The organism is Aquirufa sp. A-Brett2-15D, from assembly GCF_054558735.1.
The window spans coordinates 278,822-303,409 of sequence record NZ_JBSKFT010000001.1 but is presented as its reverse complement, the minus strand read 5'-3'; the positions used below and the strand labels follow the sequence as shown (position 1 = coordinate 303,409).

The window sequence follows — 24,588 nt, the reverse complement described above, 5'->3', positions numbered from 1 at the left end:
ATTAATTCGGTATGCTTTTATTTCACTATCTTTGTTTCCCGTAACCAAATCAACAATTCTTTCAATGTCTGGTAAAGGGAATCCCAAGAAATCTAAGTTCATTTTTGTTACGGGTGGTGTAACAAGCTCGTTAGGAAAAGGCATCATTGCCTCGTCTCTAGCTAAGCTACTTCAAGCGCGAGGTCTAACCTGTACAATCCAAAAGTTTGACCCTTATATCAATATCGATCCAGGCACGCTGAATCCTTACGAACATGGCGAATGCTATGTGACGAATGATGGAGCAGAAACCGATCTTGACCTAGGCCACTATGAGCGTTTTTTAAATACGCCTACGAGTCAAGCTAACAATATCACAACAGGTCGTATTTACCACAATGTGATTACTAAAGAGCGTCGTGGTGATTATTTGGGGAAAACTGTTCAAGTGGTTCCTCACATTACAGATGAAATTAAACGCAATATTTTAATTTTAGGAGAATCAGGTAAATACGATATTGTCATCACAGAAATTGGTGGATGCGTAGGTGATATAGAATCTTTGCCATTTATCGAAGCAGCTCGCCAGTTAAAATGGGATTTGGGAGAGAAAAACACGCTATTTATACATTTGACCTTAATTCCCTATTTAGCTTCTGCAGGGGAATTAAAAACAAAACCTACCCAGCATAGTGTAAAACAATTATCCGAATCTGGAATTCAACCTGATATTTTAGTTTGCCGTACAGAGCATCCGATTCCTCAGGAAATGAAGAAAAAAATCGGGCTATTCTGTAACGTTTCTGAAGCAGATGTAATTGAAGCACGTGATGCCTCTACTATTTATGAGGTACCACTTTTAATGCAGAATGAGCGATTAGATAGTCGTGTTTTATATAAATTAGATATCTATAACGATAAGGAGGCTAATCTTAAAAACTGGACTAACTTCTTGACGAAATTACAGAATCCGAAGTTTGAAATAAATATAGGTCTGATTGGAAAATACGTAGAACTTAAAGATTCGTATAAATCTATTGCTGAATCCTTTATTCATGCCGGAGCAGCTAATGATATCAAAGTAAATTTGCAGTGGATATCCTCTGAAACCATGGACGCTGAAAACGTTTCGGACACTTTAGCGGGATTAGATGGAATATTGGTTGCGCCGGGTTTTGGCGAAAGAGGAATTCAAGGAAAAATTAATGCGGTGAAATATGCCCGTGAAAACAAAATACCTTTTTTAGGTATTTGCTTAGGTATGCAATGTGCTGTTATTGAATTTGCTCGTAATGTGATGGGAATGACAGAAGCTCATTCTTTTGAAATGAATCCTGATAGCCCTGATCCTGTTATTAATTTAATGTTAGAGCAAAAAGAAATCTCGGAAAAAGGCGGAACCATGCGTTTAGGCTCTTATCCTTGTAAGATTGAAAAAGGGACTTTGGCCTATAAAATCTATGGTAAGTCATTAATCCAAGAACGACATAGACATCGCTACGAATTTAATAATGAGTACCTCGAGCGTTTCCACAAAGCTGGCTTAATTACTTCCGGAATGAATCCAGATTCTAATCTAGTAGAAATAGTAGAGATCGAGAATCACCCCTTCTTTGTGGGAGTTCAATTTCACCCAGAATATAAATCAACGGTAGAAAGTCCAGCTCCCCTATTTGTGCAATTTGTTAAAGCAGCTCATCAACACGCTGTTCCATTCATCAAAAATTCAAAATAATAAATCATGGATAGAAATTCCATCACGGGTATTGTATTAATTATGGGTATGCTGTTAGGCTACCAATATTTCTTTGCCCCTAAAGAAGAACTTGTAGTTACGCCTAAAGTATCTGCTCTAAAAGCAGTAGTAGCCGTAAAAAAAGAAACTACGAAGGCTACTATCGACAGTTCTGCAAAACCAGAACAGGTATTTACGCTAGAAAACAAAGATATTGTTGTTAAAATATCTTCTAAAGGTGCTAAACTAGTTTCGGTTCAATTAAAAAACTACAAGAGCTTTGCTACTTTCGATGCGGGTAAAAAAGACGGATTGTATTTATATAATGCTGCGAGTGATGAATTCTCTATCGTTTTACCTACGAGTGCAGGAAAAATCAATGTATCTACTCTAGATTTCAGCGGTATTCAAACAGGAAATAAAGTAGAATTTTCTGGTACTTTAGCGAATGGCCAGGCTATAAAATCTAGCTATAACCTACCAGAAAGTGGTTTTTTAGTAGATTATCAATTAGATGCTAAATCTGTAAGCATTACTGGAGGAGATTATTTTATTCATTGGAAAGAACAAGTTCACCAAACAGAAAAGGACATCACGGAAGAACGCAAAGCAACGATTAATTATTTGCTAACGGAAGATGATGAATTTGATTATCTATCTGAGAACACTAGTTCTGTGACGAATGAAAATTTAGACAAGAGCACTAAATGGATCAGTTTTAAAAAGAAGTACTTCTTATCAGGTATCATTCCGCAAGGATTTACATTCAAATCTGCAGCATTGACTGCTACGCCTAATATGACAGATAGTGTTAATATTAAAACACTAGACGCACAATTAATCGCATCAGCTCAAGATCTATCTGCAGGTAAATCATCCTTTCAATTCTATTTTGGCCCTAATGATTATGAAATCGTTAATAAAGTAGAGGCACCTGAGTTTGGCAAAAATGTTAAATTGAGTTATGACTTTCTGTTGCCGATTACGAAATATATCTTTCTTCCCCTATTTGGTTTCTTAGAAAGCCTTTTCAATAATTATGGTTTATTAATTATCGTTTTAGTGCTAATTATCAAAACAGCTTTATTGCCATTGACATATAAATCATACGTTTCCATGGCTAAGACACGTATTTTAGCTCCAGAAATAGCAGCAATAAAAGAGAAAATTGGAGATGATGCAGCGCGTGTACAACAGGAAACGATGAAGTTATATGGCGAGGTAGGCGTTAACCCATTAAGTGGTTGTATTCCTGTTCTTGCTACCATGCCAGTTTTGATGGCCGTGTTTATGTTATTCCCTAATTTGATAAATCTACGTCAAGAATCGTTCTTATGGGCTAATGACTTATCCACTTACGATTCATTTATCACGTTACCCTTTGCGATTCCATTCTATGGATCCCACGTCAGTTTATACTGTTTATTGATGACCGTATCACAGTTAGCCTACGGTTATTATAATAATCAAATTACACCCGATCAACCAGGGCAACCTATCAATATGAAGATGATGGCCTATATTACACCGGTCATTTTTATGTTTGTTATGAACTCCTTCCCTGCGGGTCTTAGTTTCTATTATTTCGTTTCTAACTTAGTAACGATCGGACAACAATTAGCGATTCGTAAGTTTGTGAATGAAGATAAGATCAAATCTTTATTAGATGCTAATCGTTTAAAAATAGCAGCCGGCGGTGGTCCTAAAAAATCCAAGTTCTCTCAATACCTTCAAACACAATTGAAGACAATGGAAGAACAACAAAAAGCGGCACCTAAGAATCCTAAGAAGAAAAAATAAGATGAATACTTTAAGCTCAGCTTATTTCGAGAGAGCCAAAGAATTAATTCCAGGTGGGGTTAATTCACCTGTTCGTGCCTTTAAATCTGTAGGCGGTAATCCTGTATTTATTAAATCAGCTAAAGGCGCCTATTTACATGATGTGGATGGCAATTCCTACATAGACCTTATCGGTTCTTGGGGCCCCATGCTGTTAGGACATGCACATCCCGTAATCGAAGAGGCTGTACGTCAGGCTTTGGCTAATGGATTTTCTTTTGGCGCCCCTACCTATAATGAAGTATTGATCGCTGAAAAGATCACTTCCATGATTCCTTCCGTTCAGAAGGTTCGTTTAGTGAATTCAGGCACAGAAGCTACCATGGCTGCTATTCGATTAGCAAGAGCCTATACAAAGCGAGATAAGATTATCAAATTTGAAGGATGTTATCACGGACACGGGGATTCTTTCTTAATTGCTGCTGGTTCTGGAGTAGCTACCTTAGGAACTCCGGATAGTCCAGGTGTGACTGTTTCCACTGCGCGCGATACCTTAACGGCTGTTTATAATAACCTAGAAAGCTTAGAGAATCTATTTAAGGCTAATTCCTCTGAGGTGTCTGCCGTAATTATAGAACCGGTGGTAGGTAATATGGGTTTAGTTATTCCCAAAGAAGGCTTTTTAGCCGGCGTTCAAAAATTATGTCAACATTACGGTGCTCTACTTATATTTGACGAAGTGATGACGGGATTCCGTCTCTCTGCTAGCGGATACCAAGGATTAGCCGGCATTCAACCCGATTTAACCACCTTAGGTAAAATTATTGGTGGTGGACTTCCGGTAGGAGCCTATGGTGGAAGATCGGAAATAATGGACATGATTGCTCCTGCAGGCCCGGTGTATCAGGCGGGTACTTTATCAGGTAATCCCTTAGCAACCACTGCGGGGTTAGCCATGTTAAACTTGATAACAGACAATCCAGCCATCTACTCTACTTTAGCTGCCCGTGGTTCAGCTTTAAAAGAAGCTATGTCTTCAGACTTAAAATCTATAGGCCTAAATTATACCATCAATCAAATCGGATCGATGTTTACCCTATTCTTTACCGATCGAGAGGTATGTAATTTTGACGATGCTAAAACCTCTGATACAGCCCTATTTGGAAAGTATTTTAAAGGTATGTTGGCTAAAGGAATCTATCTTCCTCCATCACAGTATGAATCTTGGTTCTTATCAACCGCTTTAGGGGATTCGGAATACGATCAGATCATATCTGCAAGCAAAGAAACACTTCGTTCCTTATAACATGAAAACTCCGGCCTACAGCCTGATTATTCCCGTTTATAACCGACCAGCTGAGTTGGACGAACTGTTAGCTTGTATCCAAACACAAGAATTCAAAGATTTTGAAGTTATTGTCGTAGAAGACGGATCCACAGAGGATGCCGCTTCAATAGTAGAAAAGTATGCAAAATTATTTCCGCTCGCTTATCATGTAAAAGAAAACGGTGGACAAGGTTTTGCCCGTAATTATGCCTTCGAAAGAGCTAAAGGGGATTATTTTATCATCTTAGATTCAGATGCTCTACTAGAACCTAACTACTTAATTGAAGTAGATAAAGCCGTTAAAACGGAAAAATTAGATTTATTCGGAGGGCCGGATCAGGATCATCCTAGCTTTAGTCCTATTCAAAAGGCCATCAGCTATTCGATGACTTCTTTTTTTACTACAGGAGGTATCCGCGGAAAGGAAAAAAACATAGGTGGACAATTTCACCCACGAAGTTTTAATATGGGGATCGCTAGAAAGGTCTACGAAGCCACTGGTGGATTTAAAATAACCCGCATGGGCGAAGACATAGAATTCAGTATTCGGTGTATTTCAATGGGCTTTAAATCAGGTTTAATCTCGAAAGCATTTATCTATCACAAGAGGAGAACTGATTTTAAGCAATTTTACAATCAATTGCATTTCTTCGGACGCGCGCGCATTAACATTAGCCGATTCTTCCCTCAAGAATTAAAACCCGTACACTTCTTCCCTTTTCTATTTTTCTGTTATTATTTAATCACTGGATTAACACTGATAGCATTGCCCGATTATGGACTACTACTCTTAATGGGAATTTTCGCTTACAGCCTTCTCCTCTTTATAGCTGCGTTATTTAGCACGAAAAGCTTTAAGATTGCCATACTTTCCATCTTTGCTGCGAATATTCAACTATTTGCGTATGGAAAAGGATTTGCGGAAGAAGGTTGGAAGAAACTCCTTAATAATACAACTGCTTAGCTAAGTAGTTTTGAACGTAATCCTTTACTCCTGCTTCTAGGCTCGTAAATTCCTTATTGTATCCTATAGAACGCAATTTAGCCATATTAGCTTCGGTAAAATATTGGTATTTATCCCGAATATCTTCAGGTGTATCGATGTAATTTATAGAAGGAACTAATCCCAAAGCACTAAAAGTGGCCTTCCCTAAATCATTAAATGATCTTGCTTTACCCGTACCTAAATTATAAATACCGGAATTCTTCCGATGCTCCATAAAATAAACGCAAACATCAATTAGATCTTTCACATAAATAAAGTCACGCATCTGTTCGCCATCTGCATAATCATCCCGATGGGATTTAAAAAGTTTTAAAGAACCATTCGATTGAATTTGACGATAAGCATGCCAAATAACAGACGCCATACGACCTTTGTGAAATTCATTCGGGCCATAAACATTAAAGAATTTCAGGCCAGCAAAAAAGAAAGGCTTCTTTGCTTGAGCTAGAGCCCAAATATCAAATTCATTTTTAGAATCTCCATAAGGATTGAGGGGTTTCAATTGCGGGATGACTGATTCATCGTCATCGTAACCTAACTCACCTAATCCATACGTAGCAGCAGAACTTGCATAAACAAGCGGGATTTGATAATTCACACACACTTCCCAAACCTTCTTAGAATAATCTAAATTAAGTTCATCAAAAATACGCGTATCAAATTCCGTCGTATCCGTTCTAGCCCCAATATGAAAAAAGAATTCTACTTCCCTATTGTTCTTCTCTAACCAGGTAAATAAATCCGTCCGATCTACACGTTCCATTATGGCCTTATCAGCTAAATTCAAGTTCTTTTCATCAGAAGTGAAATCATCCACAGCTATGATATACCTGAATTTCAATTCATTTAATTTTTGAATTAAACAACTACCAATAAAGCCTGCGGCGCCCGTAACAATGATCATAGAAGAAGTATTAAAAAACAAATTTACACAGATTCCCGGAAGGTTTATTAACTTTGTACAATTATTGGAACTCTGCTATTGTTTTCCCAGGGTCCCTTCACAAAAACTGAAAACAATGGTATACGTCATCCGCAAGGAACATTTTAACGCGGCACATCGCCTATTCAATCCAGCTTGGACAGAAGAGAAAAATCAAGAGGTTTTTGGGCCTTGTGCTAATAATAACTGGCATGGTCATAATTTTGAATTAATTGTGACTGTTAAAGGCAAACCAGATCCAGATACTGGCTTTTCCTATGATTTAAAGCAATTAGGGGATTTAATAAAATCTGAAATCATTGATAAAGTCGATCATAAAAACCTAAATTTGGATGTGGACTTTATGGAAGGAAAATTAGCTAGCTGTGAGATTCTAGTGATGGAATTTTGGAAAATTTTAGCACCTAAAATTTTAGCTAGTTCTACATCTGCTACCTTACACAAAATTCATTTAATAGAAACCAACAAGAATTCTGTCGAATACTTCGGAGAAAACTAATGAAATACTTCATCCTAGCAGGAGAAAAATCGGGGGATCTTCATGGGTCTAATCTTATCTCAGAAATCAAACAACTGGATAAAGAGGCCGTTATTCAAGCCTGGGGAGGGGATTCCATGGCAGCTCGAGGAGCAGACATTTTAATACACCATAATCAATTAGCGATTATGGGAATACTGGGGGTAATTCAAAATCTCCAACGCCTTAAAGGTCTATTTAAAACCTTTACTCAACAAATTGACTCCTTTCAACCCGATGCCGTTATATTTATTGATTACGGTGGATTTAATTTAAAAGCGGCTAAAATCGCTAAGAAAAAAGGCTTTCAAACACATTTTTATATCGCTCCTAAAGTGTGGGCTTGGAATAAAGGTCGGGTAGATGAATTAAAGAAATGGATCGATCATTTATATGTCATTTTCCCCTTTGAATTAAAGATCTTCCGCGAGGCAGGAATACCCACGGAATATGTGGGAAATCCACTTCAAGATTCCATTCAAGCATTTAAACCAAATACTACCTTTTCCTTAAAGGGTAAAAAATATATCGCTTTACTAGCTGGAAGTCGTAAACAAGAAATCAAATCGGCTCTACCCCTATTTGAGTCTTTAGCAAAGGCTAATCCTGATCTTTCGTTTGTTATTGCGGGTTTATCAGATTGGAAGGAACTGTATCAAACCCATATTCCGGTTTTATTTGACCAGACCTATGATATCGTGCAACAAGCAGAAATAGCCATAGTTACATCGGGTACAGCCACTTTAGAAACAGCTTTATTAAATACGCCACAGATAGTGGTTTATAAGACAGATTGGGTGTTTTATTCTTTGGCCAAAATCGTTATTCAAATTAAATACATATCGCTGGTAAATATCATCTTAGATAAATTAGCGGTACCTGAATTAATTCAAGCCAAATTCTCGGTAGATCACATGACATCCTGGTTACGTGAACTTTTAACCAAAGGAATAAAGTACCAGCAACAAATAGCTGATTACAAACAACTACAAGAATTAGTCGGTGATGCTGGGGCCTCGAAGAAAACCGCACAATTAATTTATTCAGCGGCGTCTGCTAAATAATTCTTAATCCAAGATTTCTGAACACCGGGTATGGATTGATAATAACGCGCTATGTCGATTTTATCTTTTTGAAAATCCCCTGTGGTGTAAAAGGGTTCTCTAATTTTAATTTCTTTATTGACAAAATCAAAGCCAATCATAATGAGTGGCACCTTTGCCCCATCAGCGATATAATAAAAACCCGTTTTTAATTCTTGAACATCTTTTCGCGTGCCCTCCGGAGCTAAAACCGCATAGAAAGAATCTTTCGCATTATATATATCAACTATCGCATCAACTAAGTTCGATTTTGTACCCCTATTGACTGGATACCCCCCTAACCACCTAAAAATCCCCCCAAATGGTCCTTCAAACAATTCCTTCTTACCCCAGAATAAAATAGGTATTTTTAATAAAGATCTAGCTCCCAAGCCAATCGGAAAATCTGCCCAGGTAGCATGTGGACACACAATAACCAACGCTTTCTTTAAATCACGAGGAACTGCACCTGCTAATTTCCAACCAGCTAGCTTAAATAAAACATCGAAAATGGGGCTACTAATTAACATATCTATCTAAAATTTGTTGAATTTGGGTAAAATCTCTACTTGGATCAATCAAGTAAGCATCTATTCCAATGGCCTTAGCTGAATTAATATTAGCTAGATTATCATCAAAAAACAATACGTCCTCCGCTACCAAGCTATTAACCTGTAAGACTTGGTAATAAATCAATGGATCAGGCTTTACTAAGCCCATTTCAAATGAATAATTGACTTGATCAAATAAACTGAATAAATTTTGACCTTCAGATCCCAGCTGAACCTGAGTAAAACTTTCGGCATGAATGGAACTAGTATTACTTAATAAAATAAGTCTATATTTTACCTTTAAAGAGCGAATCCAATCATAAACTCCTACATGAAAATCTAGTAAAAGAGCTGAAAACGCCTCATCAAATTCGGAATCAGAAATAGTGAGGTCTAAATGCAAGCGAAGAAAATCACGAAATTCGTCGTCACTTTGAAGTCCTGATTCATAAGGAACCCACAACTGATTATCTAGAATTTTCTGAGCAATATCTGTGGAATTATAGCTTGAATAGGAGGCAAAAGCCTCATAGCTTAAATTCAAATCAATGGGCAACAAGACATTGCCTAAATCAAAAATAATAGCCTTCGCCATCTTATTCGATCACCTCTCCCATAGCCCCAAACTTATCAATACGTTGACTAATTCGCGTGGCAGGATCCAATGCACTTAAAATAGCTAATTCCTTCTTAATTACTGCTTTTAAAGTCGCAGCAGCTTCTTCAGGACAAAGATGCGCCCCACCTAAAGGCTCAGGAATAATACCATCTATCAATTTATTAGCTAACATATCATTAGCCGTTAATTTCAATGCTTCCGCAGCTTGCTCCTTATAATTCCAACTTCTCCACAAAATAGAGGAACAGGATTCAGGAGAGATAACAGAATACCACGTATTCTCCATCATCAACACACGATCACCTACAGCTATTCCTAAAGCGCCACCCGAAGCCCCTTCACCTATAATCACGCAGATAACAGGAACTTTTAACATAAACATATCGCGTATGTTGCGAGCAATTGCCTCGCCTTGACCTCTTTCCTCTGCTTCTAAACCAGGAAAAGCACCCGGTGTATCAATTAAACATACGATAGGCTTATTGAATTTCTCCGCTATCTTCATCAAGCGAAGTGCTTTACGATACCCTTCGGGATTAGGCATACCAAAATTACGGTATTGACGATCCTTCGTATTACGACCTTTTTGTTGTCCTATAAACATGACTGATAATTCCCCATCAATACTTCCAAAACCACCTACCATCGCTTTATCATCCTTTACAGAACGATCACCGTGAAGTTCAATAAACTCATCACACAAGTGCTCAATATAATCAAAGGTATAAGGACGATCTGGGTGTCTTGATAATTGAACACGTTGCCAACGCGTCAAATTAGAGAATGTTTCCTTTTTCAATTCTAAAATCTTTTCTGTCAAAGAGGCAACAGTAGCCGTCACATCGACATTATTATCTAATGCAAGCTTACGCATCTCAATCAATTTATCTTCCAACTCAGCGATAGGCTTCTCAAATTCCAATAATGTTTTCATAAGGGGTAAATTTTAATACAAAAATAAAATTAAAGCTCGAAAGTCTCCTCTTTGTGAGGCAAAATAACATCATTAAATCCTAATCCATTCAAGATGGAAGAAAACTCAAGCATACTTTCCTCTTCCCCATGCGATAGAAACACTTTCTTTAGCTTCTTAGGACTTTGTTGCTTAACGAAATCCAAAAGACCCGTCTGATCAGCATGACCAGAGAAAACGTCTATTTTACGAATTTGGGCATTCACCTTATATTCCCGATCTTTTACTACAATCACATCCGCACCAGCTAATAACTGACGACCTAAAGTCCCTTCAGCGGAATAACCAATTAACAAAATCGTAGCATAAGAATTAGAAATATTATCGGCAATATGTTGCTCTACTCGACCCCCAGAAATCATTCCAGATGAAGAGATGATAATACACGGCTCGCGGTAATCACGAATAGCCTTACTTTCCTTTTCCGTTTGGAGGAAAATTAAATTATCAACATCGAATAACTCATCGTTTTCCTTATGGAATTCACGAGCCTCAGGATTTAAATAAGATAAATATTTAGAATAAATCTTAGTAGAGCTTCGTCCCATCGGGCTATCCGTAAATACACGAACAGCTGGAAAATTACGCTCTTCGATTAATTTATTCAACGTATATAAAACAGCCTGTGTTCTGCCCACAGAGAAAGCTGGAATAATTAATCTACCTGGACGATCGATACAGGTCTCTTTTATCACTTTTCCCAAAGCATCCATCGGACTATCCTTATCCGCATGAATACGATTCCCATAGGTGGTTTCACAGATTAAGTAATCCACTTCTGGAAAAGGCTGAGGATCAATATGCAAAGGATAATTTGCACGACCAATATCGCCACTAAAGCCGATTTTTTTAGTTTCCCCATTTTCAGTAACCGCGATAAGCACGTGCGCAGCTCCTAATAAGTGACCAGCAGGTACAAACGTTATTTCTAAGCCGGGAAATACAATAAATCTTCGATTAAATTGGAGAGTTACAAAATTCTCCATGGCATTCTCTACGTCTTTTTGTAGATACAAATCGCCTTTTCGCAATAAGCGATCCATTTGCTTATGCTTCTTGCGACTCTCCCCTTGTGCGGCCCTAAGTCTTCGTAGATGAAGACTAGCTGAATCCATTAACAATAACTCTGATAAATCGGCTGTAGGAGGCGTACATACTATTTGACCTTCATAACCTTCCCTAAATAACATGGGAATATTGCCTGAGTGATCAATGTGAGCATGCGTAAGAATGACTAAATTAATTAAGGAGGCATCAAAAGGGAAAAAGGATTTTTGCTCCACTGGCTCATCGAAGTCGATTTTACGCTCCATGTCCGTTCCACAATCGATTAATATTTGATAGCCGTCATCTAATTTTAACAGAAACATACTTCCTGTTACTTGACGAGCGGCTCCTAAAAAGGATAATTGCATAGAAAAAAGAAAATAGGGGCTGCATGAGCCCCTTTTACCTTACAAAAATAAGAGTATTTTTTTAGAAATTACTTCGAAGCAGAGAATTCCGCTTGAATTTTGTCCAATTCCTCTTTTGAATTTAAGCGATCTGAAATTAAAGTACGGTATCTAAAAGTAACAGACTCCCCTTTCTTCAAAGTCAAATTACGCACGTCTTTACCATTACTAAATACCTTAGCCCCTAAAGGATTCACCGCAAACAAACCATACCCGCGTGCATGCCAATAGCTAGGATAAGACACATTCGAAGGATGATCAAAAATAGTTACCGAAATTGAATGATTATCCATCTCACCGTGCAAATTCATCCATTTAGCGCGCGTGCTCCACACTGCTTCGCCTTTCACTCCTTCCGAGCTTAAATAGTCCCCAGAAACACCCGTATTATCCATAACAGGAACCTTAGTCTCCACTCCATGAGCATCTGTAAATACATCCGGCTTATTAGAAGGTATTTCTAATTGACGTGCTAGACGGATAGCGAACATTCCATCTTTCACATCTTTGAATAAAACTTGATCCGCAACAGCTGTTAAGGTCGTAATGCGATCTACTGTTCTTGAATCTGCCGTTCCAGAGAAAACATAGGTAGTCTTCTCTTGAAGAACCTTTTGACCTTTACCGTCATTGTCGATCCAATCAGCTGAAACAACAAGTAAACCTTTTTTTGCATCTTGCTTTACAATCGAAGAGTGAACAATCGTTCCCATCTTATGATTTTGTAAAGAGGCTACGATGTTCGTTGAATTGTTCCAATAATCAAAACCATTCACATCCTCGTAATTCAACCACATACCCACGTGATGTGGATGATCTACTCGCTCTCCAGCGCGTGGAGCCATCGGATAACCACGTGTAATAGTCGTACCTTGGGCAGAAATCAACGGAAATAATACGGCCTTTTTCAACACATTTTCACCTGGAAAGAAATAGGAGGTAAATGGCTTTCCTCCAATCGAAACATCGACAGACGTATTACCGTTTTTAAATGAAACTGGAAGATTTTGAGCTATCGAGCTAAATCCAACAAGTCCTAAACATAAGGTTAATATCTTTTTCATAGTGCTTAGTAAATAAAATTCCGAAGGCCAAATGACCTTCGGAATTAAAATTAGGAAATCAAATTCAAACTAGTAACCTGGATTTTGAGGAAAACTGCTAGAAGTACCTTCAGCTCTGTCAATCTGTATTTGAGGAATAGGTCTCAAGATATGATGTGCCTTAATAGATCCTGCAGCTTGTGGATTGTGAAGCTTAACACGCTCAATTAAGTTACCCCAACGGGCTAGATCGAACCAGCGAGATTGCTCACCTAACATTTCACGCTCACGCTCATCCATCACAAAATTCACATTCAAGTCACTAGCCGTAATTAGCATAGCAGACTCTTTTCCTGGCCATGCCGCACGTTTACGAATTACGTTATAGCTAGTAGCCGCGTCAGCAGTTGCGCCAGAGAAAAATTGCGCCTCTGCTAACATCAAATAGGTGTCAGCTAAACGAAACGCAATGAAATCACGTCCACCTTCAAACTGAGTACGGTCTACACGACCACCATCAAAATGCTTATTGATAGCTAAGAAAATACGCTCATCATAACGTGATGGAATAAGTACTTGGTATTTCTTTTTAGCTCTATCCGCTAAAGACATATCAAAACCTGGCAAATAAATAGCCGTATCTCCTAGCGCATACGTAACTGTACTCTTTGATGGGTCAAAACTTGTATTGTAAGTACCTGGCTTATTAGACAAATAAGTGTCCTTAAACGTTTTTTTGTAACGACTATCATTCTCTCTGTCTTTGAATAAGACATCCAAGGTATACTTCGTAGGCATATAACGCTTAAATGGACGACCATTTTCTGTATCACGCTGCATCCCAGGCAATACATCATACTCCATACCAAAAAATACGTGAGCATTATTACCGCCAGCATTTGTTAAAGGATCACGTGTGTATTGAACAGACCAAATAACTTCTCCATTAGATTCATTTCCTTGTTTATGTACGTCAGCAAAGTTTGGTAACAATGAGATTCCATAATTTGAAATTACATTCTTAAAGCTCGCAATTGCCTTAGCATAATCATCCCCTGCTTTAGCAGCTGAAGTAGCCTTAGTTAAATAAACACGACCTAATAAGTGCTCTGCACCCGCACGTGTGATACGTCCATAATCAACCGATCTTGCCTTATTCTCCAAATCAGGTAAGGCTTCAGTTAAATCTTTAATGATTTGAGCATATTGCTCAGCAACAGTGCTACGCTTAACAACTTTAGTAGGAGCTAAAGTCTCCGTTAAACGCAAATCAACACCACCAAATAATTGGGTAAATATAAAATAGTGATGTGCGCGAATAAACTTAGCCTCAGCAATTCGCTGCTTCTTAGTTATTTCTGCCAAACCTACTACTTTAGGAGCACGTTCAATAATTGCATTACAAGTATTGATTCCTTGATAAAAATCTGTCCATACCTCAGAAACAAGGCCATTTCTAGTATCAAAATCAGTCGTATACGTATTCATGAATTTCCAGCTTCCATCAGCACCATTCTGATAAGAATCCGTACCAAAAACGGTTAAATTCATTCCACGTTCTGTTCCGTACCAAGAACGCATAGTTGAATATGCAGCACTGGTCGCATCATTTAAGCCTTTCGCTGTATTGATATAATCATTACCAATCCTCGAAACGACATTCTCTGTTAACAAATCATTACATGATTGAGTACTCAAAGTAACTACTCCAATCAAACCAATATTTGCTAAAACTCTTAATTTTCTAAAAATTTTAAAGCTTTTCATATCTATACTATTTAATTAATTTGATTAAAATTTAAGGTTTATTCCAAACGTAGTCACACTTGTTGCCGGTGATACGTTCGCATTAACCTCTCCACCACCTACACCTTGCTCACCATCAACAAAAGTCTCCGGGTCGATACCTTTGTATTTTTGACGATACTCAGCCAAGATCAATGGTTGTTGAATACTAGCAAAAACCCGAACACTTTGCATCTTCAGTTTTTTAGCAATATTATCAGGTAAATTATAACCAATATTGATGTTACGAATTTTAAAGAATGAACCTTCAAAATAAGTTAAAGCACTACCATACTTAGGGAATTCCTGTGTAACAACTGGTTGAGGGAATTCATTCGTTGGATTATTAGGTGTCCAATAATTCAAATTCAAGTTATTATAACGACCAGCTAACTGATTAACGTTATCATGGAAACGGCTACGAATTAATTGGCCTACACGCGCAAAAATAAAGAAGGAAAGATCAAACCCTTTATAAGAGAAACGGTTAGTTAAACCGGCCGTAAAGGCTGGCACAGCAGAACCTAATATCTGACGATCATCCGCATTAATCTTACCATCGCCATTGAAGTCTTCTACTCTAATTTGACCCACTTTATCACCAAATGCCTTTGCAGCATCCGCTTCATTTGTTTGCCAGATTCCAATTTTCTTGTAATCGAAGAATACACTTAGTGGCTGACCAATAAAACGACCTGCACCCACATCATCTACTTTGCCGTTCGCAAGGGAAACAATTGATTCTCTATTGCGGTTGAAAATAAAATCAGATGTCCATTGGAATCCACCACGGTCCATATTAACTGTATTTATAGTTAATTCGATACCTGTATTTTGAGTCTCTCCTACGTTCGTTGTAAATCCACCAAAACCAATAGAGGTAGGAAGTGGCTGTGGAGCTAACAAATTAGTTGTGTTTGTTACATAGTATTCTGCAGAACCAGAAATTTTACCGCGGAAAAAGCTAAAATCTAAACCAACATTGGATGTTGTAGAAGTTTCCCAGCGTAAATCAGGGTTACCAATTGAATTAGGACGATAACCATAAGCAGCCGTATTATCCCAAGCATAAGCCGTACGACCTAACAAAGCTTGCGTTTGATAAGGCGTAATCGCTTGGTTACCAATGGCTCCCCAAGAAGCACGTAACTTCATTTGATCAATAGCAGAAATATTTTTGATAAATGGCTCTTCAGACATATTCCATCCTAAAGCGAATGAAGGGAAAATACCAAATTTCGTATTTGTACCAAAGCGAGATGAACCATCCATACGAACAGTAGCCGTAAATAAATACTTCTCTTTGTAATCGTAGTTAACACGACCCATGTAAGAAAGTAGCGTCCACTCAATCAAATCAGTATTTGCACCCGTAATTTGATTCGCATCACCTAAGCGATGATATAAAGCTGATTCAGCTGGAATACCATTTACCGAAATAGATGTACGCTCATCACGATCACGTTGAATAGATTGTAAACCTGTTAAATTCAAGTTATGAACATCTTTGAATTTCTTATTGTACGTTACGATATTCTCTAACGTCCAGTTAAACAAGAATTGCTCATTAATGCTACCTGTTGCATTACCACCACGGTTATTATTTGTAAAAGCCCCGATGAAACGACCAGCTCTACCTACTGTTAAATCTGGACCAAAGTTCACACGGTATTTTAAACCTTTCGCAATGTCCCACTCACCAAATAAGCTATTGAAAGTTCTGTAACGCTTATTATCATCCAGATTCGCCCCCGGAACTAATTCAGAAAATGGATTCGTACGTAAACCATCGTTTGTAGGTAAGAAAACTAAATTTCCATTTGCATCATAAGGTTCTCCTAATGGATTCTCCTGCATTGCACCCGCCAAATGATTTAAGTTTTCTCCATTACGAATCGAGTTAACGATTAAAGTTGATAAACCAATTTTGACTTTATCATTAAACTTATGATCTAAATTAACGCGGAATGTGTAACGAGAAAAATCCTGAGATTGAACAACACCAATATCTTGGAAGAAGTTACCCGAAATATTGAAAGTTGTCTTATCACTACCACCAGAAACGGAAACTTGGTGACTTTGAATAGCCCCCGTGCGCAACATCCCATCCACATAATCAGTTGAACGTCCTAAAGCCATACTGGCTAATTCACGTGGTTCGAAAATCTTTGCATCATCTGCAGGTGTAGCAGCTCCTAATGGATACTGACCTACTGCACGACGAGACTCGCGCTTATATTCAGCATACTGAGAACCGTTCATCACACCAATTTTTCCTAACTGTTGGTTAAAGCCATAATACGAATCTACCGAAACAACAGTTGCACCAGCCTTTCCACGCTTGGTCGAAATGATAACAACACCATTAGCTCCTCTTGAACCATAAATAGCTGTTGCAGACGCATCCTTTAATACCTCCATCGAAACAATGTCGTTCGGGTTGATATCATCGATACCACTTGATAATGGAATACCGTCCACTACATATAATGGATCATTGGATGCGTTGAATGAACGACGACCACGAATACGAATTTGTGGACCAGCCCCCGGCTTAGAACCCGGCTGAACTACGTCCACACCTGCTGCTCTACCTTGTAGGGCTTGACGCGCATTTGTGATAGGTAATTCCTGAATCTCTTTAGCTCCGACAGAAGAAATAGCTCCCGTCATTTGACTTTTCTTTTGCGTACCATAACCTACGACCACTACTTCTTGTAATGATTTCGTATCAGTACTTAAAGCCACATTAATTTGTGATTTAGATCCTACTGCTACTTCTTGTGAGTTAGATCCCACAGCAGAGAAAACTAAAACAGCAGAACTACCCACTGTGATTTTAAAGTTTCCATCCGCATCAGTTGTCGTTCCTTTAGAAGTTCCTTTAACTGATACACTTGCTCCTGGAATTCCAGAACCATCGTCAGATGACGTTACTTTACCTGAGACCGTCCGATCTTGGGCAAAAATTTGAATACTCAATAACAGCATTACACAGCTAAGGAGCACTTTAGAAAGTAATTTTTTTCTCATTGGGTTAAAAAATTAAGTTGTTTGCAAAGTCTTTTGTATCCTATCCCACAAGGCTTTGCATTCTTGATGAGATAATCTTAAGGGTTTAATTGGGTACTTATTTACTATTTTTAATCTCTTTATCCAGCTCATTCTTTTCGATAACATTTCAATCTTATTAAGATTCTATATGCCGAAAAGCAAAAATACTATACGATTTACTCAAATATTTCTTATAATTATTCAATATTAACAAGCATAAGCTTTTGAAGTCATGTGCTCTTTCATAACTCTGAGTGCCCCAAAAATCAAATTATAAACGGATTGCGTGTTAATTTTCATTTGCTCAGAAATTTGATCCGTATCCATATTTTCAAAATACTTCAAGGTAATCGCTTCTCTTTGACGCTTACTTAATTTACTTAAGCTTTGATACATCGTTTTATGAGACATATGCTCCTCTTCTACCATAACTAATTGTCTTTCGGGCGAAGGCATATCTTCCATAAATTGATATTGGTAAAGATCATGGTGATTTTGATTCTTTAATTGTGATTCTAAAGAGCGAATAATCTTTCGTTTAATAGAAGCCATCAAATAAAATTTTACACTTGTCGTAGGCCCAAGACTTGCATGATTCTTCCAAATCTCTACAAACAAATCATGTAAGCTATCTTTAATCAAATCTTTATCACTAGTAATCCCCATACAGTAAGTATAAAGAGGTTGAACAAAATGGGAATATAAAATGGTAAACGCTTGTTGATCACCAGATCTAAACTGATCCCAAACCTCTACTTCATTAATGGACTTCTTCATAAATTTGATCTAAAATTGTACAATAGTATTATCTTTTATAAATACGGATATACTACTCGAGTAATATAAAAGAATATTGTATAAAATATTGAAGAAAATATTAAATTATTTCCCGTAAACGTTTACGGAAACGTTTACATTTTAAAAAAGTTTAAAAGACATCGAGTAAATCAGAAATTTAAATCGTTTCTTTGAACAAATGCTGAAAATCAAGAATTGCATTTAATCAATATATACCTCTATGAATAAAAAATTAAATACCCTAGATGCCTCGATGTTAGTGATGGGGTCTATGATCGGCTCCGGTATCTTTTTAGTAAGTTCAGAAGTCGCAAGATCTGTGGGCTCCCCTATTTATTGGATTGGCACTTGGCTATTAACAGCTTTTTTAACCATTACAGGTGCTTATGCCTACGGAAAACTTAGTTCAGTTTTCCCTAAAACAGGTGGACAATATATCTATTTGAAAGAGTCTTATAATCCATTAACTGGGTTTTTATTCGGTTGGACGACCTTTTTAGTTATACAAACTGGTACAATAGCTGCAGTAGCTGTTGCGTTTGCACGTTATGCAGGATTTATTTTTCCTGGGATTTTAAATGATACTCCATTGATTGGTGATTTTATCACTACCCAGCAAATCTTAGCTGCCTCACTAATTGCTTTATTGACTTATGTGAATAGCAGAGGGGTACAATTTGCTTCTTTAGTGCAGAATATATTTACTATTACTAAAATCGGAGCCATCATCATACTGATCATAATAGGATTGTATGTCGGAGTTCAAAATGAATGGATTCACTTCGAAGGTTTCTTTGCCAAACCATTTACAGTGGATGCAGCTACCAATACCACACACGCGATCGGGGGATGGGAATTAATCTCTTTGTTTGGTGTAGCAATGATAGGGCCCTTATTTTCCTCTTCAGCTTGGAATAATGTCACCTTTGCTAGTGCGGATTTTGAAGATCCTAAGAAAACCATTGCTAAAGGATTAGTATATGGTTCTGCCTTAGTTTGCTTATTATATTTTTTAACTAATATGGCCTATTTAAGCATTCTACCATTACAAGGGGAAGCTGACGGAATCAATTCGTATGCCCGAGGTATTATGTTTGCCACACAAGATCGTCTGGGTGCTGCTGCTTTGGAAACCGTATTAGGTGGAATCGGAGCACTAGTAATGGCTGTATTTATTATGATTTCCACTTTTGGATGTAATAATGGAATCATTTTAGCCGGAGGACGTTTATTTCAAGCGATGGCAAATGATCGCTTATTCTTTAAGAAAGCAGCAGATACAAATGATAAAGATGTTCCGGTCTATTCTTTAGGAATTCAAGGGATTTGGGCTATCCTGTTGTGCTTCTCCGGATCTTATGGAGCACTCTTAGACTTTACGGTGTTTGCGATCTTGATTTTCTACTTCTTAACCGTAGCCTCTGTTTTCAAAACTAGAATCATGCAAAATGAATTACCACTTTTACAGAAGTTGTTATTTAGCGGATACCTAGTATTACTTGTAGGTATCGCTGGAAACCTTTTATGGGTAAAAACCATTTCCTCTTCCATTGGACTAGGAATCGTACTTTTAGGTATTCCGTTTTACTATGTCATGAAGAAAACTCAAAGCAATTGATTTGCTTTCATCCACGTAATTAGACGATCGAACCACAAGTCCCCACTTGTGGTTTTATTGTTTAGTCCAAAACCGTGACCACCTTTTGCGTACACGTGTAAATCAACCGGTACTTTATTAGCCGTTAATTTCTCCGCATACAATAAAGAGTTTTTTAATGGAACCGCATTATCATCAGCGGCGTGAACAATAAAAGCTTTTGGAGTTTGAGCAGTAACCTGCTCTTCATTAGAGAATAAGGCTAAATCTTCTTCTGAAGGATTCTTACCTAAGAGACTTTGAGAACTTCCTCCATGTCCAAAAGGTCTGAAAGAAATAACAGGATATAATAAAATAGAGAAGTCTGGTCTCAGATTAGCACCCGCCTGAATGCCCGTATAATCTTTATTAAAATGGGTTGACGCCGTTGCCGCTAAATGCCCTCCAGCTGAGAAGCCCATAATACCCACTTTGGCAGGATCAACATTCCATTTAACTGCATTCTTACGAACCAAAGCAATAGCTGATTGTGCATCCTGGAGGGGAGCATACTTCTTTTCAATTTGAGCTGAATCTTCAGGTAAACGATAATATAGCACCAAAGCAGAAACACCAATTTCATTAAATTTAGCCGCAATATCATAACCTTCATGCGATGAGGCGAGAATTCGGTAACCGCCACCTGGACAAATCACCACGCAAGCTCGAGGCTCCTTTGCGCTAGACGCAGGAAAGAATCGATAAGTAGGAATTGTTACCTTGTAGATGCGTTCTATTCCATCAGCACCTTTTACAGCTGTTTGCCTATTTGCCATTCCTTTATAATTCGGAATACCAGCAGAATACAAGGGAAGAAAATCTTGAGCCATAATAGGTGAGGCTAACAATAAAAAGAGAATAAATTTTTTCATGAGGTTGAGGTCTTTTCAGTAGTAATTAACAAGACAGCAGATAAAATCAAACTACTTGCGAACAACAATATACTACTTAAAGACTCCCCTAGAATAATATTACCCAAAAACAACGCAATTATTGGATTCACATACGTATAAGTGCTGACAAGAGTAGCATCCAAAACTTTAGATAGATATCCAAATAATCCAAAACCAACCATCGAACCAATTAAGGCTAAATAAGCAAAAACAGCTATCGCTTTAAAAGGCAAATTAACCAGAACGACTTTCTCTAAATCCCCTTGTGAAAAAGAAATTAAAAGTAAAATAAGACCTCCAGTTAACATTTGAATAGCACAAACTTGCGTAAAATGATACGCATTAGCTTTTGTAAATTGAATATAAAAGACGCCCAAGTTCCAGGCCACCACCGCTATTAAAAGAAATCCCATTCCACGGTAAAAGTCAATTTCTCTACCTGGAATTGCTAGATTTTTTTGAGAGGCCAGTAGTATAATTCCGACAAAGCCTATAAGCGTCCCAATCAACTTACGCTTACTGGGTTCTCTGCCAGAAATCCAGAAAAATAGCACTAAAAGTAAGGGGCCAAAAGCCATGAAAACAGAAGATAAACCAGAGGGAATTGTTTGGCCAGCTAGCGCCATAAAACCGTTTCCGAATGTAATAAGTAAGACCCCTGCTATCAGATGTACTTTCCAATGCTCAAGAGGCAATTTCTTCCAATGTCCACCTAAAATAGACCAAAGTAGAAATAAACCACCGGCTACTAAATTACGAGAAAATGAAATGACCAGTGGTGGAACAAATTCTAACAGGATTCGAACACTCAGAAAGGTACTACCCCAAATAAGATAAAGGCCCCCAAGCGCTAAAATAGTTACCAACGATATAGCGTCTTTCTTACTCATTTTAGTCTAATAAATCGGGTCTTCTTGCCTGCGTACGCATAACGGCTTGCTCATGTCGCCAATCTTCAATCTTTTTTTCATGTCCCGATAATAAAACATCGGGCACATTCATGCCATCAAAACTGGCAGGGCGCGTATAGACAGGTGGAGCTAATAATCCATCTTGAAATGAATCAGTCAAAGCGGAGCTTTCGTCACCAATAGCGCCCGGTATTAATCGTATAATGGCATCTGCCGTAACAGCAGCAGCTAATTCGCCACCAGATAACACATAGTCTCCAATAGAAATCTCTTTCGTCACATACTTTTCACGAATGCGCTCATCGATTCCTTTATAATGACCACAAATAAATAAAAGGTTTTCGCCCAAACTCAATTGATTCACTAAACTTTGTTTTAATACGATTCCGTCGGGGCTAAAATAAATGATCTCCTCATAGACCCTTTCACCTTTTAATGTCTCAATACATTTAGCTAAAGGCTCCACCGCCATCACCATCCCTGCTCCCCCACCAAATGGATAATCATCTATCTGCTTATGCTTCTTTTCTGAATAATCGTGTAGATCATGAAATACTACTTCAACTAATCCGGCTTTAGCCGCACGCGCGCAAATAGAATGCTCAAAAAAGCTATTCATTAAAGCTGGAACTACCGAAATAATATCAATCCGCATCATTCTCTGTATAAACTTCTAATAATCCATCCGGCAAAATACTATGTACTATTTGATTCTTTTTATCCACTTTAGGAATAATCGCATCGATTAGTGGGATTAATACTTCATGATTTTGGTAAATCATCACCACCACATCCTGAGCTCCAGTACTATAAATCTCTTTCACCGTACCTAATGTACCTAAATTAGCATCAACTACCTGATATCCAACCACTTCATGGTAAAAATACTGATCATCTTTCAGTGTAGGCAAAGCTGAGACGGGTAAAAATACTTTTAAGCCAACAAAGTCCTTTGTCGCATCTAAACTAGATATACCCTCGAGGGTAATTAAGTTTAAATTATCTCGAATCTGGATGTCTTCCACAAAATAAGGAACCATTTCATTGCCTTGTTGCAAGAATATGGCATCCAGATCTTCGTAGTCATACGGATCATCAACATCTAAATAAAGATGAAAAGCTCCCTTTAATCCATGTGGTTTAGAAAGGGTGCCTAATTCGAAATATTCTGTCTTTGCCATAGGTACAAAAAAAATCATACAAACTTGAGAACAAATTTGTATGATTTTACTTAAATCTAAAAATTATTCTGCTGCTGGAGCTTCTTCTGCTGCTTCTTCTGCTGCTGGAGCTTCCTCAACTGCAACTTCTTCAACTGCAACTTCCGCTACTGGAGCTTCTTCAACTGCAACTTCCGCTACTGGAGCTTCTTCAACTGCAACTTCCGCTACTGGAGCTTCTTCAACTGCAACCTCCGCTACTGGAGCTTCTTCAACTGCAACCTCCGCTACTGGAGCTTCTTCAACTACTGCTTCTACTGCTGCAGGAGCCTCAGCTACTACATCGTCAATTTCTACACCTGTTGCTTCTTCCTCCGCTTCGTTGATAGCTTCTACTACGCTAGCTACTAATGCTTCTTCAGCTACTTTATTTTTCGCAGCAATATTATCTGCACGAGTATTAGATACTTTAGCCTCAGCTTCTAAACGAGCCGCTTTAGACTTCGCTTTCGACTGTTGTAAAGTAGATGATTTCGTCTGAATCTTAACTTCTTTCTCTGCTTTCCATGCTTCGAACTTCGCATCTGCTTGTTCTTGCGTGATAGCACCTTTGTTCACACCTACTTGTAAGTGTTTTGCATACATGATTCCTTTATAAGAAAGGATAGCACGAACAGTGTCAGTAGGCTGAGCACCTTTCAATACCCATTGGATTGCTTGTTTCTCGTTTAAAACGACAGTTGCTGGGTTGGTGTTAGGATTGTATGTTCCGATTTTTTCTACAAAACGTCCGTCACGTGGTGCACGAGCATCCGCAACTACAACATCGAACATTGCTAACTTCTTGCGTCCGCGACGCGCTAATCTGATTTTAACAGCCATTATACATGGGTTTATGAGGGATCTCGTCCCTCGGGTTTATAAATAGTCTGCAAAATTAAGCTTTTTTGCAGTCATATCAAAAAAAGAAATAGAGAAAATAAACCGATAAGCCGAATTCTGTCGATAGTTACCCACCGTCCTATCATTTATCTTCGATAAACATCACTGTTTATCTGTAGCAATCTACCCACTAGCATCGGACGAGCCACCCTTTTGCCTTACGGCAGCTAGCCTATTTGATCTTGCAACGTGTGAGGTTTACCTATGCCTGATTTGTCACCAAACCAGCGGTGGGCTCTTACCCCACCTTTTCACCCTTACCCCGAAAGGCGGTTATTTTCTGTGGCACTTGCTGTAGAATCCGAAGACTCCCCTTCCAGTTAGGAAGCACACTGCTCTATGTTGTTCGGACTTTCCTCTTTAAAAAGCGATAGGATAGTCTATTTTCTCTGCGACAAAGG

The 24,588-nt window shown here is 38.1% G+C and carries 21 protein-coding genes and 1 other RNA gene; 7 read left to right on the top strand and 15 right to left on the bottom strand.

Going from position 1 to position 24,588, the window contains the following annotated elements; genetic code table 11:
* The first annotated feature begins 64 nt into the window (after positions 1 to 64).
* The 4 genes from ACST14_RS01360 to ACST14_RS01345 are packed head-to-tail and all read left to right on the top strand — an operon-like array spanning position 65 to position 5,784.
* Positions 65 to 1,714 (top strand): CTP synthase, encoded by a 1,650-nt coding sequence (locus ACST14_RS01360; protein WP_459461235.1) that lies wholly within the window; start codon positions 65 to 67, stop codon positions 1,712 to 1,714.
* Between the two features lie 6 nt (positions 1,715 to 1,720).
* On the top strand, positions 1,721 to 3,514 hold the full coding sequence (gene yidC / locus ACST14_RS01355; RefSeq protein WP_459459798.1) for a membrane protein insertase YidC: 1,794 nt from the start codon (positions 1,721 to 1,723) through the stop codon (positions 3,512 to 3,514).
* A 1-nt stretch (position 3,515) separates the two neighbouring features.
* Positions 3,516 to 4,799, top strand: coding sequence for a glutamate-1-semialdehyde 2,1-aminomutase (gene hemL / locus ACST14_RS01350; protein WP_459459796.1), 1,284 nt, complete (start codon positions 3,516 to 3,518; stop codon positions 4,797 to 4,799).
* Between the two features lies 1 nt (position 4,800).
* Positions 4,801 to 5,784: a glycosyltransferase family 2 protein gene (locus ACST14_RS01345; RefSeq protein WP_459459794.1), complete on the top strand. Its 984-nt coding sequence runs from the start codon at positions 4,801 to 4,803 to the stop codon at positions 5,782 to 5,784.
* Here ACST14_RS01345 and rfaD read toward each other — a convergent pair.
* Positions 5,765 to 6,730, bottom strand: coding sequence for an ADP-glyceromanno-heptose 6-epimerase (gene rfaD / locus ACST14_RS01340; protein ID WP_459459792.1), 966 nt, complete (start codon positions 6,728 to 6,730; stop codon positions 5,765 to 5,767). The genes ACST14_RS01345 and rfaD overlap by 20 nt on opposite strands.
* 115 nt (positions 6,731 to 6,845) lie before the next feature.
* On the opposite strand from rfaD, the gene ACST14_RS01335 reads away from it, so the two are divergent.
* Both ACST14_RS01335 and lpxB read left to right on the top strand, forming a co-directional pair.
* Complete coding sequence (locus ACST14_RS01335) at positions 6,846 to 7,268, top strand: 6-pyruvoyl trahydropterin synthase family protein (protein ID WP_459459790.1); 423 nt, start codon at positions 6,846 to 6,848, stop codon at positions 7,266 to 7,268.
* The gene (lpxB, locus tag ACST14_RS01330; RefSeq protein ID WP_459459788.1) at positions 7,268 to 8,350 is read left to right on the top strand and encodes a lipid-A-disaccharide synthase; all 1,083 of its coding nucleotides are present in this window, start codon (positions 7,268 to 7,270) and stop codon (positions 8,348 to 8,350) included. The genes ACST14_RS01335 and lpxB overlap by 1 nt, the downstream gene beginning before the upstream one ends.
* On the opposite strand, the gene ACST14_RS01325 is transcribed toward lpxB, so the two are convergent.
* The 8 genes from ACST14_RS01325 to ACST14_RS01290 all read right to left on the bottom strand — a co-directional run bounded on the left by ACST14_RS01325 (position 8,326) and on the right by ACST14_RS01290 (position 18,624).
* The gene (locus ACST14_RS01325; protein WP_459459786.1) at positions 8,326 to 8,898 is read right to left on the bottom strand and encodes a 1-acyl-sn-glycerol-3-phosphate acyltransferase; all 573 of its coding nucleotides are present in this window, start codon (positions 8,896 to 8,898) and stop codon (positions 8,326 to 8,328) included. The two genes, lpxB and ACST14_RS01325, sit on opposite strands and share 25 nt — an antisense overlap.
* On the bottom strand, positions 8,888 to 9,514 hold the full coding sequence (locus ACST14_RS01320; protein ID WP_459459784.1) for an HAD-IA family hydrolase: 627 nt from the start codon (positions 9,512 to 9,514) through the stop codon (positions 8,888 to 8,890). Before ACST14_RS01320 ends, ACST14_RS01325 begins: the two co-directional genes overlap by 11 nt.
* Position 9,515: 1 nt before the next feature.
* Complete coding sequence (locus tag ACST14_RS01315; protein ID WP_459459782.1) at positions 9,516 to 10,472, bottom strand: acetyl-CoA carboxylase carboxyltransferase subunit alpha; 957 nt, start codon at positions 10,470 to 10,472, stop codon at positions 9,516 to 9,518.
* 29 nt (positions 10,473 to 10,501) lie between these two features.
* Positions 10,502 to 11,926 (bottom strand): MBL fold metallo-hydrolase RNA specificity domain-containing protein, encoded by a 1,425-nt coding sequence (locus ACST14_RS01310; RefSeq protein ID WP_459459780.1) that lies wholly within the window; start codon positions 11,924 to 11,926, stop codon positions 10,502 to 10,504.
* A gap of 68 nt (positions 11,927 to 11,994) precedes the next feature.
* A complete protein-coding gene (locus ACST14_RS01305) occupies positions 11,995 to 13,029 on the bottom strand; it encodes a DUF6807 domain-containing protein (RefSeq protein ID WP_459459778.1) in 1,035 nt (344 codons plus the stop codon).
* 69 nt (positions 13,030 to 13,098) lie between these two features.
* Entirely contained in the window at positions 13,099 to 14,775 is a 1,677-nt protein-coding gene (locus tag ACST14_RS01300) for a RagB/SusD family nutrient uptake outer membrane protein (RefSeq protein ID WP_459459776.1), read from the bottom strand.
* Positions 14,776 to 14,799: 24 nt separating this feature from the next.
* Complete coding sequence (locus ACST14_RS01295) at positions 14,800 to 17,826, bottom strand: SusC/RagA family TonB-linked outer membrane protein (protein ID WP_459459774.1); 3,027 nt, start codon at positions 17,824 to 17,826, stop codon at positions 14,800 to 14,802.
* Positions 17,827 to 18,054: 228 nt separating this feature from the next.
* Complete coding sequence (locus tag ACST14_RS01290) at positions 18,055 to 18,624, bottom strand: RNA polymerase sigma factor (RefSeq protein WP_459459772.1); 570 nt, start codon at positions 18,622 to 18,624, stop codon at positions 18,055 to 18,057.
* Positions 18,625 to 18,865: 241 nt separating this feature from the next.
* Between ACST14_RS01290 and ACST14_RS01285 the strand changes: the two genes are divergently transcribed.
* Positions 18,866 to 20,263, top strand: coding sequence for an APC family permease (locus ACST14_RS01285; protein WP_459459770.1), 1,398 nt, complete (start codon positions 18,866 to 18,868; stop codon positions 20,261 to 20,263).
* Here ACST14_RS01285 and ACST14_RS01280 read toward each other — a convergent pair.
* The 6 genes from ACST14_RS01280 to rnpB all read right to left on the bottom strand — a co-directional run bounded on the left by ACST14_RS01280 (position 20,251) and on the right by rnpB (position 24,574).
* The gene (locus tag ACST14_RS01280) at positions 20,251 to 21,153 is read right to left on the bottom strand and encodes an alpha/beta hydrolase (RefSeq protein ID WP_459459768.1); all 903 of its coding nucleotides are present in this window, start codon (positions 21,151 to 21,153) and stop codon (positions 20,251 to 20,253) included. The genes ACST14_RS01285 and ACST14_RS01280 overlap by 13 nt on opposite strands.
* Entirely contained in the window at positions 21,150 to 22,064 is a 915-nt protein-coding gene (locus ACST14_RS01275) for an EamA family transporter (protein WP_459459766.1), read from the bottom strand. The genes ACST14_RS01280 and ACST14_RS01275 overlap by 4 nt, the downstream gene beginning before the upstream one ends.
* 1 nt (position 22,065) lies before the next feature.
* Positions 22,066 to 22,740: a tRNA (guanosine(37)-N1)-methyltransferase TrmD gene (gene trmD / locus ACST14_RS01270; protein ID WP_459461233.1), complete on the bottom strand. Its 675-nt coding sequence runs from the start codon at positions 22,738 to 22,740 to the stop codon at positions 22,066 to 22,068.
* Positions 22,730 to 23,266, bottom strand: a complete 537-nt coding sequence (gene rimM, locus ACST14_RS01265; protein WP_459459764.1) for a ribosome maturation factor RimM — start codon at positions 23,264 to 23,266, stop codon at positions 22,730 to 22,732. The genes trmD and rimM overlap by 11 nt, the downstream gene beginning before the upstream one ends.
* A 63-nt stretch (positions 23,267 to 23,329) precedes the next feature.
* Entirely contained in the window at positions 23,330 to 24,127 is a 798-nt protein-coding gene (locus tag ACST14_RS01260; protein ID WP_459459762.1) for a 30S ribosomal protein S16, read from the bottom strand.
* Between the two features lie 90 nt (positions 24,128 to 24,217).
* An RNA gene (rnpB, locus tag ACST14_RS01255) (RNase P RNA component class A) lies at positions 24,218 to 24,574 on the bottom strand.
* Positions 24,575 to 24,588 lie beyond the last annotated feature (14 nt).

What these genes read in the sequence shown, in the direction of transcription:
- ACST14_RS01360 (WP_459461235.1), top strand. Translation starts at nt 65, where the DNA reads ATGTCTGGTAAAGGGAATCCCAAGAAATCTAAGTTCATTTTTGTTACG.
- yidC (WP_459459798.1), top strand. Translation starts at nt 1,721, where the DNA reads ATGGATAGAAATTCCATCACGGGTATTGTATTAATTATGGGTATGCTG.
- hemL (WP_459459796.1), top strand. Translation starts at nt 3,516, where the DNA reads ATGAATACTTTAAGCTCAGCTTATTTCGAGAGAGCCAAAGAATTAATT.
- ACST14_RS01345 (WP_459459794.1), top strand. Translation starts at nt 4,801, where the DNA reads ATGAAAACTCCGGCCTACAGCCTGATTATTCCCGTTTATAACCGACCA.
- rfaD (WP_459459792.1), bottom strand. Translation starts at nt 6,730, where the DNA reads ATGATCATTGTTACGGGCGCCGCAGGCTTTATTGGTAGTTGTTTAATT.
- ACST14_RS01335 (WP_459459790.1), top strand. Translation starts at nt 6,846, where the DNA reads ATGGTATACGTCATCCGCAAGGAACATTTTAACGCGGCACATCGCCTA.
- lpxB (WP_459459788.1), top strand. Translation starts at nt 7,268, where the DNA reads ATGAAATACTTCATCCTAGCAGGAGAAAAATCGGGGGATCTTCATGGG.
- ACST14_RS01325 (WP_459459786.1), bottom strand. Translation starts at nt 8,898, where the DNA reads ATGTTAATTAGTAGCCCCATTTTCGATGTTTTATTTAAGCTAGCTGGT.
- ACST14_RS01320 (WP_459459784.1), bottom strand. Translation starts at nt 9,514, where the DNA reads ATGGCGAAGGCTATTATTTTTGATTTAGGCAATGTCTTGTTGCCCATT.
- ACST14_RS01315 (WP_459459782.1), bottom strand. Translation starts at nt 10,472, where the DNA reads ATGAAAACATTATTGGAATTTGAGAAGCCTATCGCTGAGTTGGAAGAT.
- ACST14_RS01310 (WP_459459780.1), bottom strand. Translation starts at nt 11,926, where the DNA reads ATGCAATTATCCTTTTTAGGAGCCGCTCGTCAAGTAACAGGAAGTATG.
- ACST14_RS01305 (WP_459459778.1), bottom strand. Translation starts at nt 13,029, where the DNA reads ATGAAAAAGATATTAACCTTATGTTTAGGACTTGTTGGATTTAGCTCG.
- ACST14_RS01300 (WP_459459776.1), bottom strand. Translation starts at nt 14,775, where the DNA reads ATGAAAAGCTTTAAAATTTTTAGAAAATTAAGAGTTTTAGCAAATATT.
- ACST14_RS01295 (WP_459459774.1), bottom strand. Translation starts at nt 17,826, where the DNA reads ATGAGAAAAAAATTACTTTCTAAAGTGCTCCTTAGCTGTGTAATGCTG.
- ACST14_RS01290 (WP_459459772.1), bottom strand. Translation starts at nt 18,624, where the DNA reads ATGAAGAAGTCCATTAATGAAGTAGAGGTTTGGGATCAGTTTAGATCT.
- ACST14_RS01285 (WP_459459770.1), top strand. Translation starts at nt 18,866, where the DNA reads ATGAATAAAAAATTAAATACCCTAGATGCCTCGATGTTAGTGATGGGG.
- ACST14_RS01280 (WP_459459768.1), bottom strand. Translation starts at nt 21,153, where the DNA reads ATGAAAAAATTTATTCTCTTTTTATTGTTAGCCTCACCTATTATGGCT.
- ACST14_RS01275 (WP_459459766.1), bottom strand. Translation starts at nt 22,064, where the DNA reads ATGAGTAAGAAAGACGCTATATCGTTGGTAACTATTTTAGCGCTTGGG.
- trmD (WP_459461233.1), bottom strand. Translation starts at nt 22,740, where the DNA reads ATGCGGATTGATATTATTTCGGTAGTTCCAGCTTTAATGAATAGCTTT.
- rimM (WP_459459764.1), bottom strand. Translation starts at nt 23,266, where the DNA reads ATGGCAAAGACAGAATATTTCGAATTAGGCACCCTTTCTAAACCACAT.
- ACST14_RS01260 (WP_459459762.1), bottom strand. Translation starts at nt 24,127, where the DNA reads ATGGCTGTTAAAATCAGATTAGCGCGTCGCGGACGCAAGAAGTTAGCA.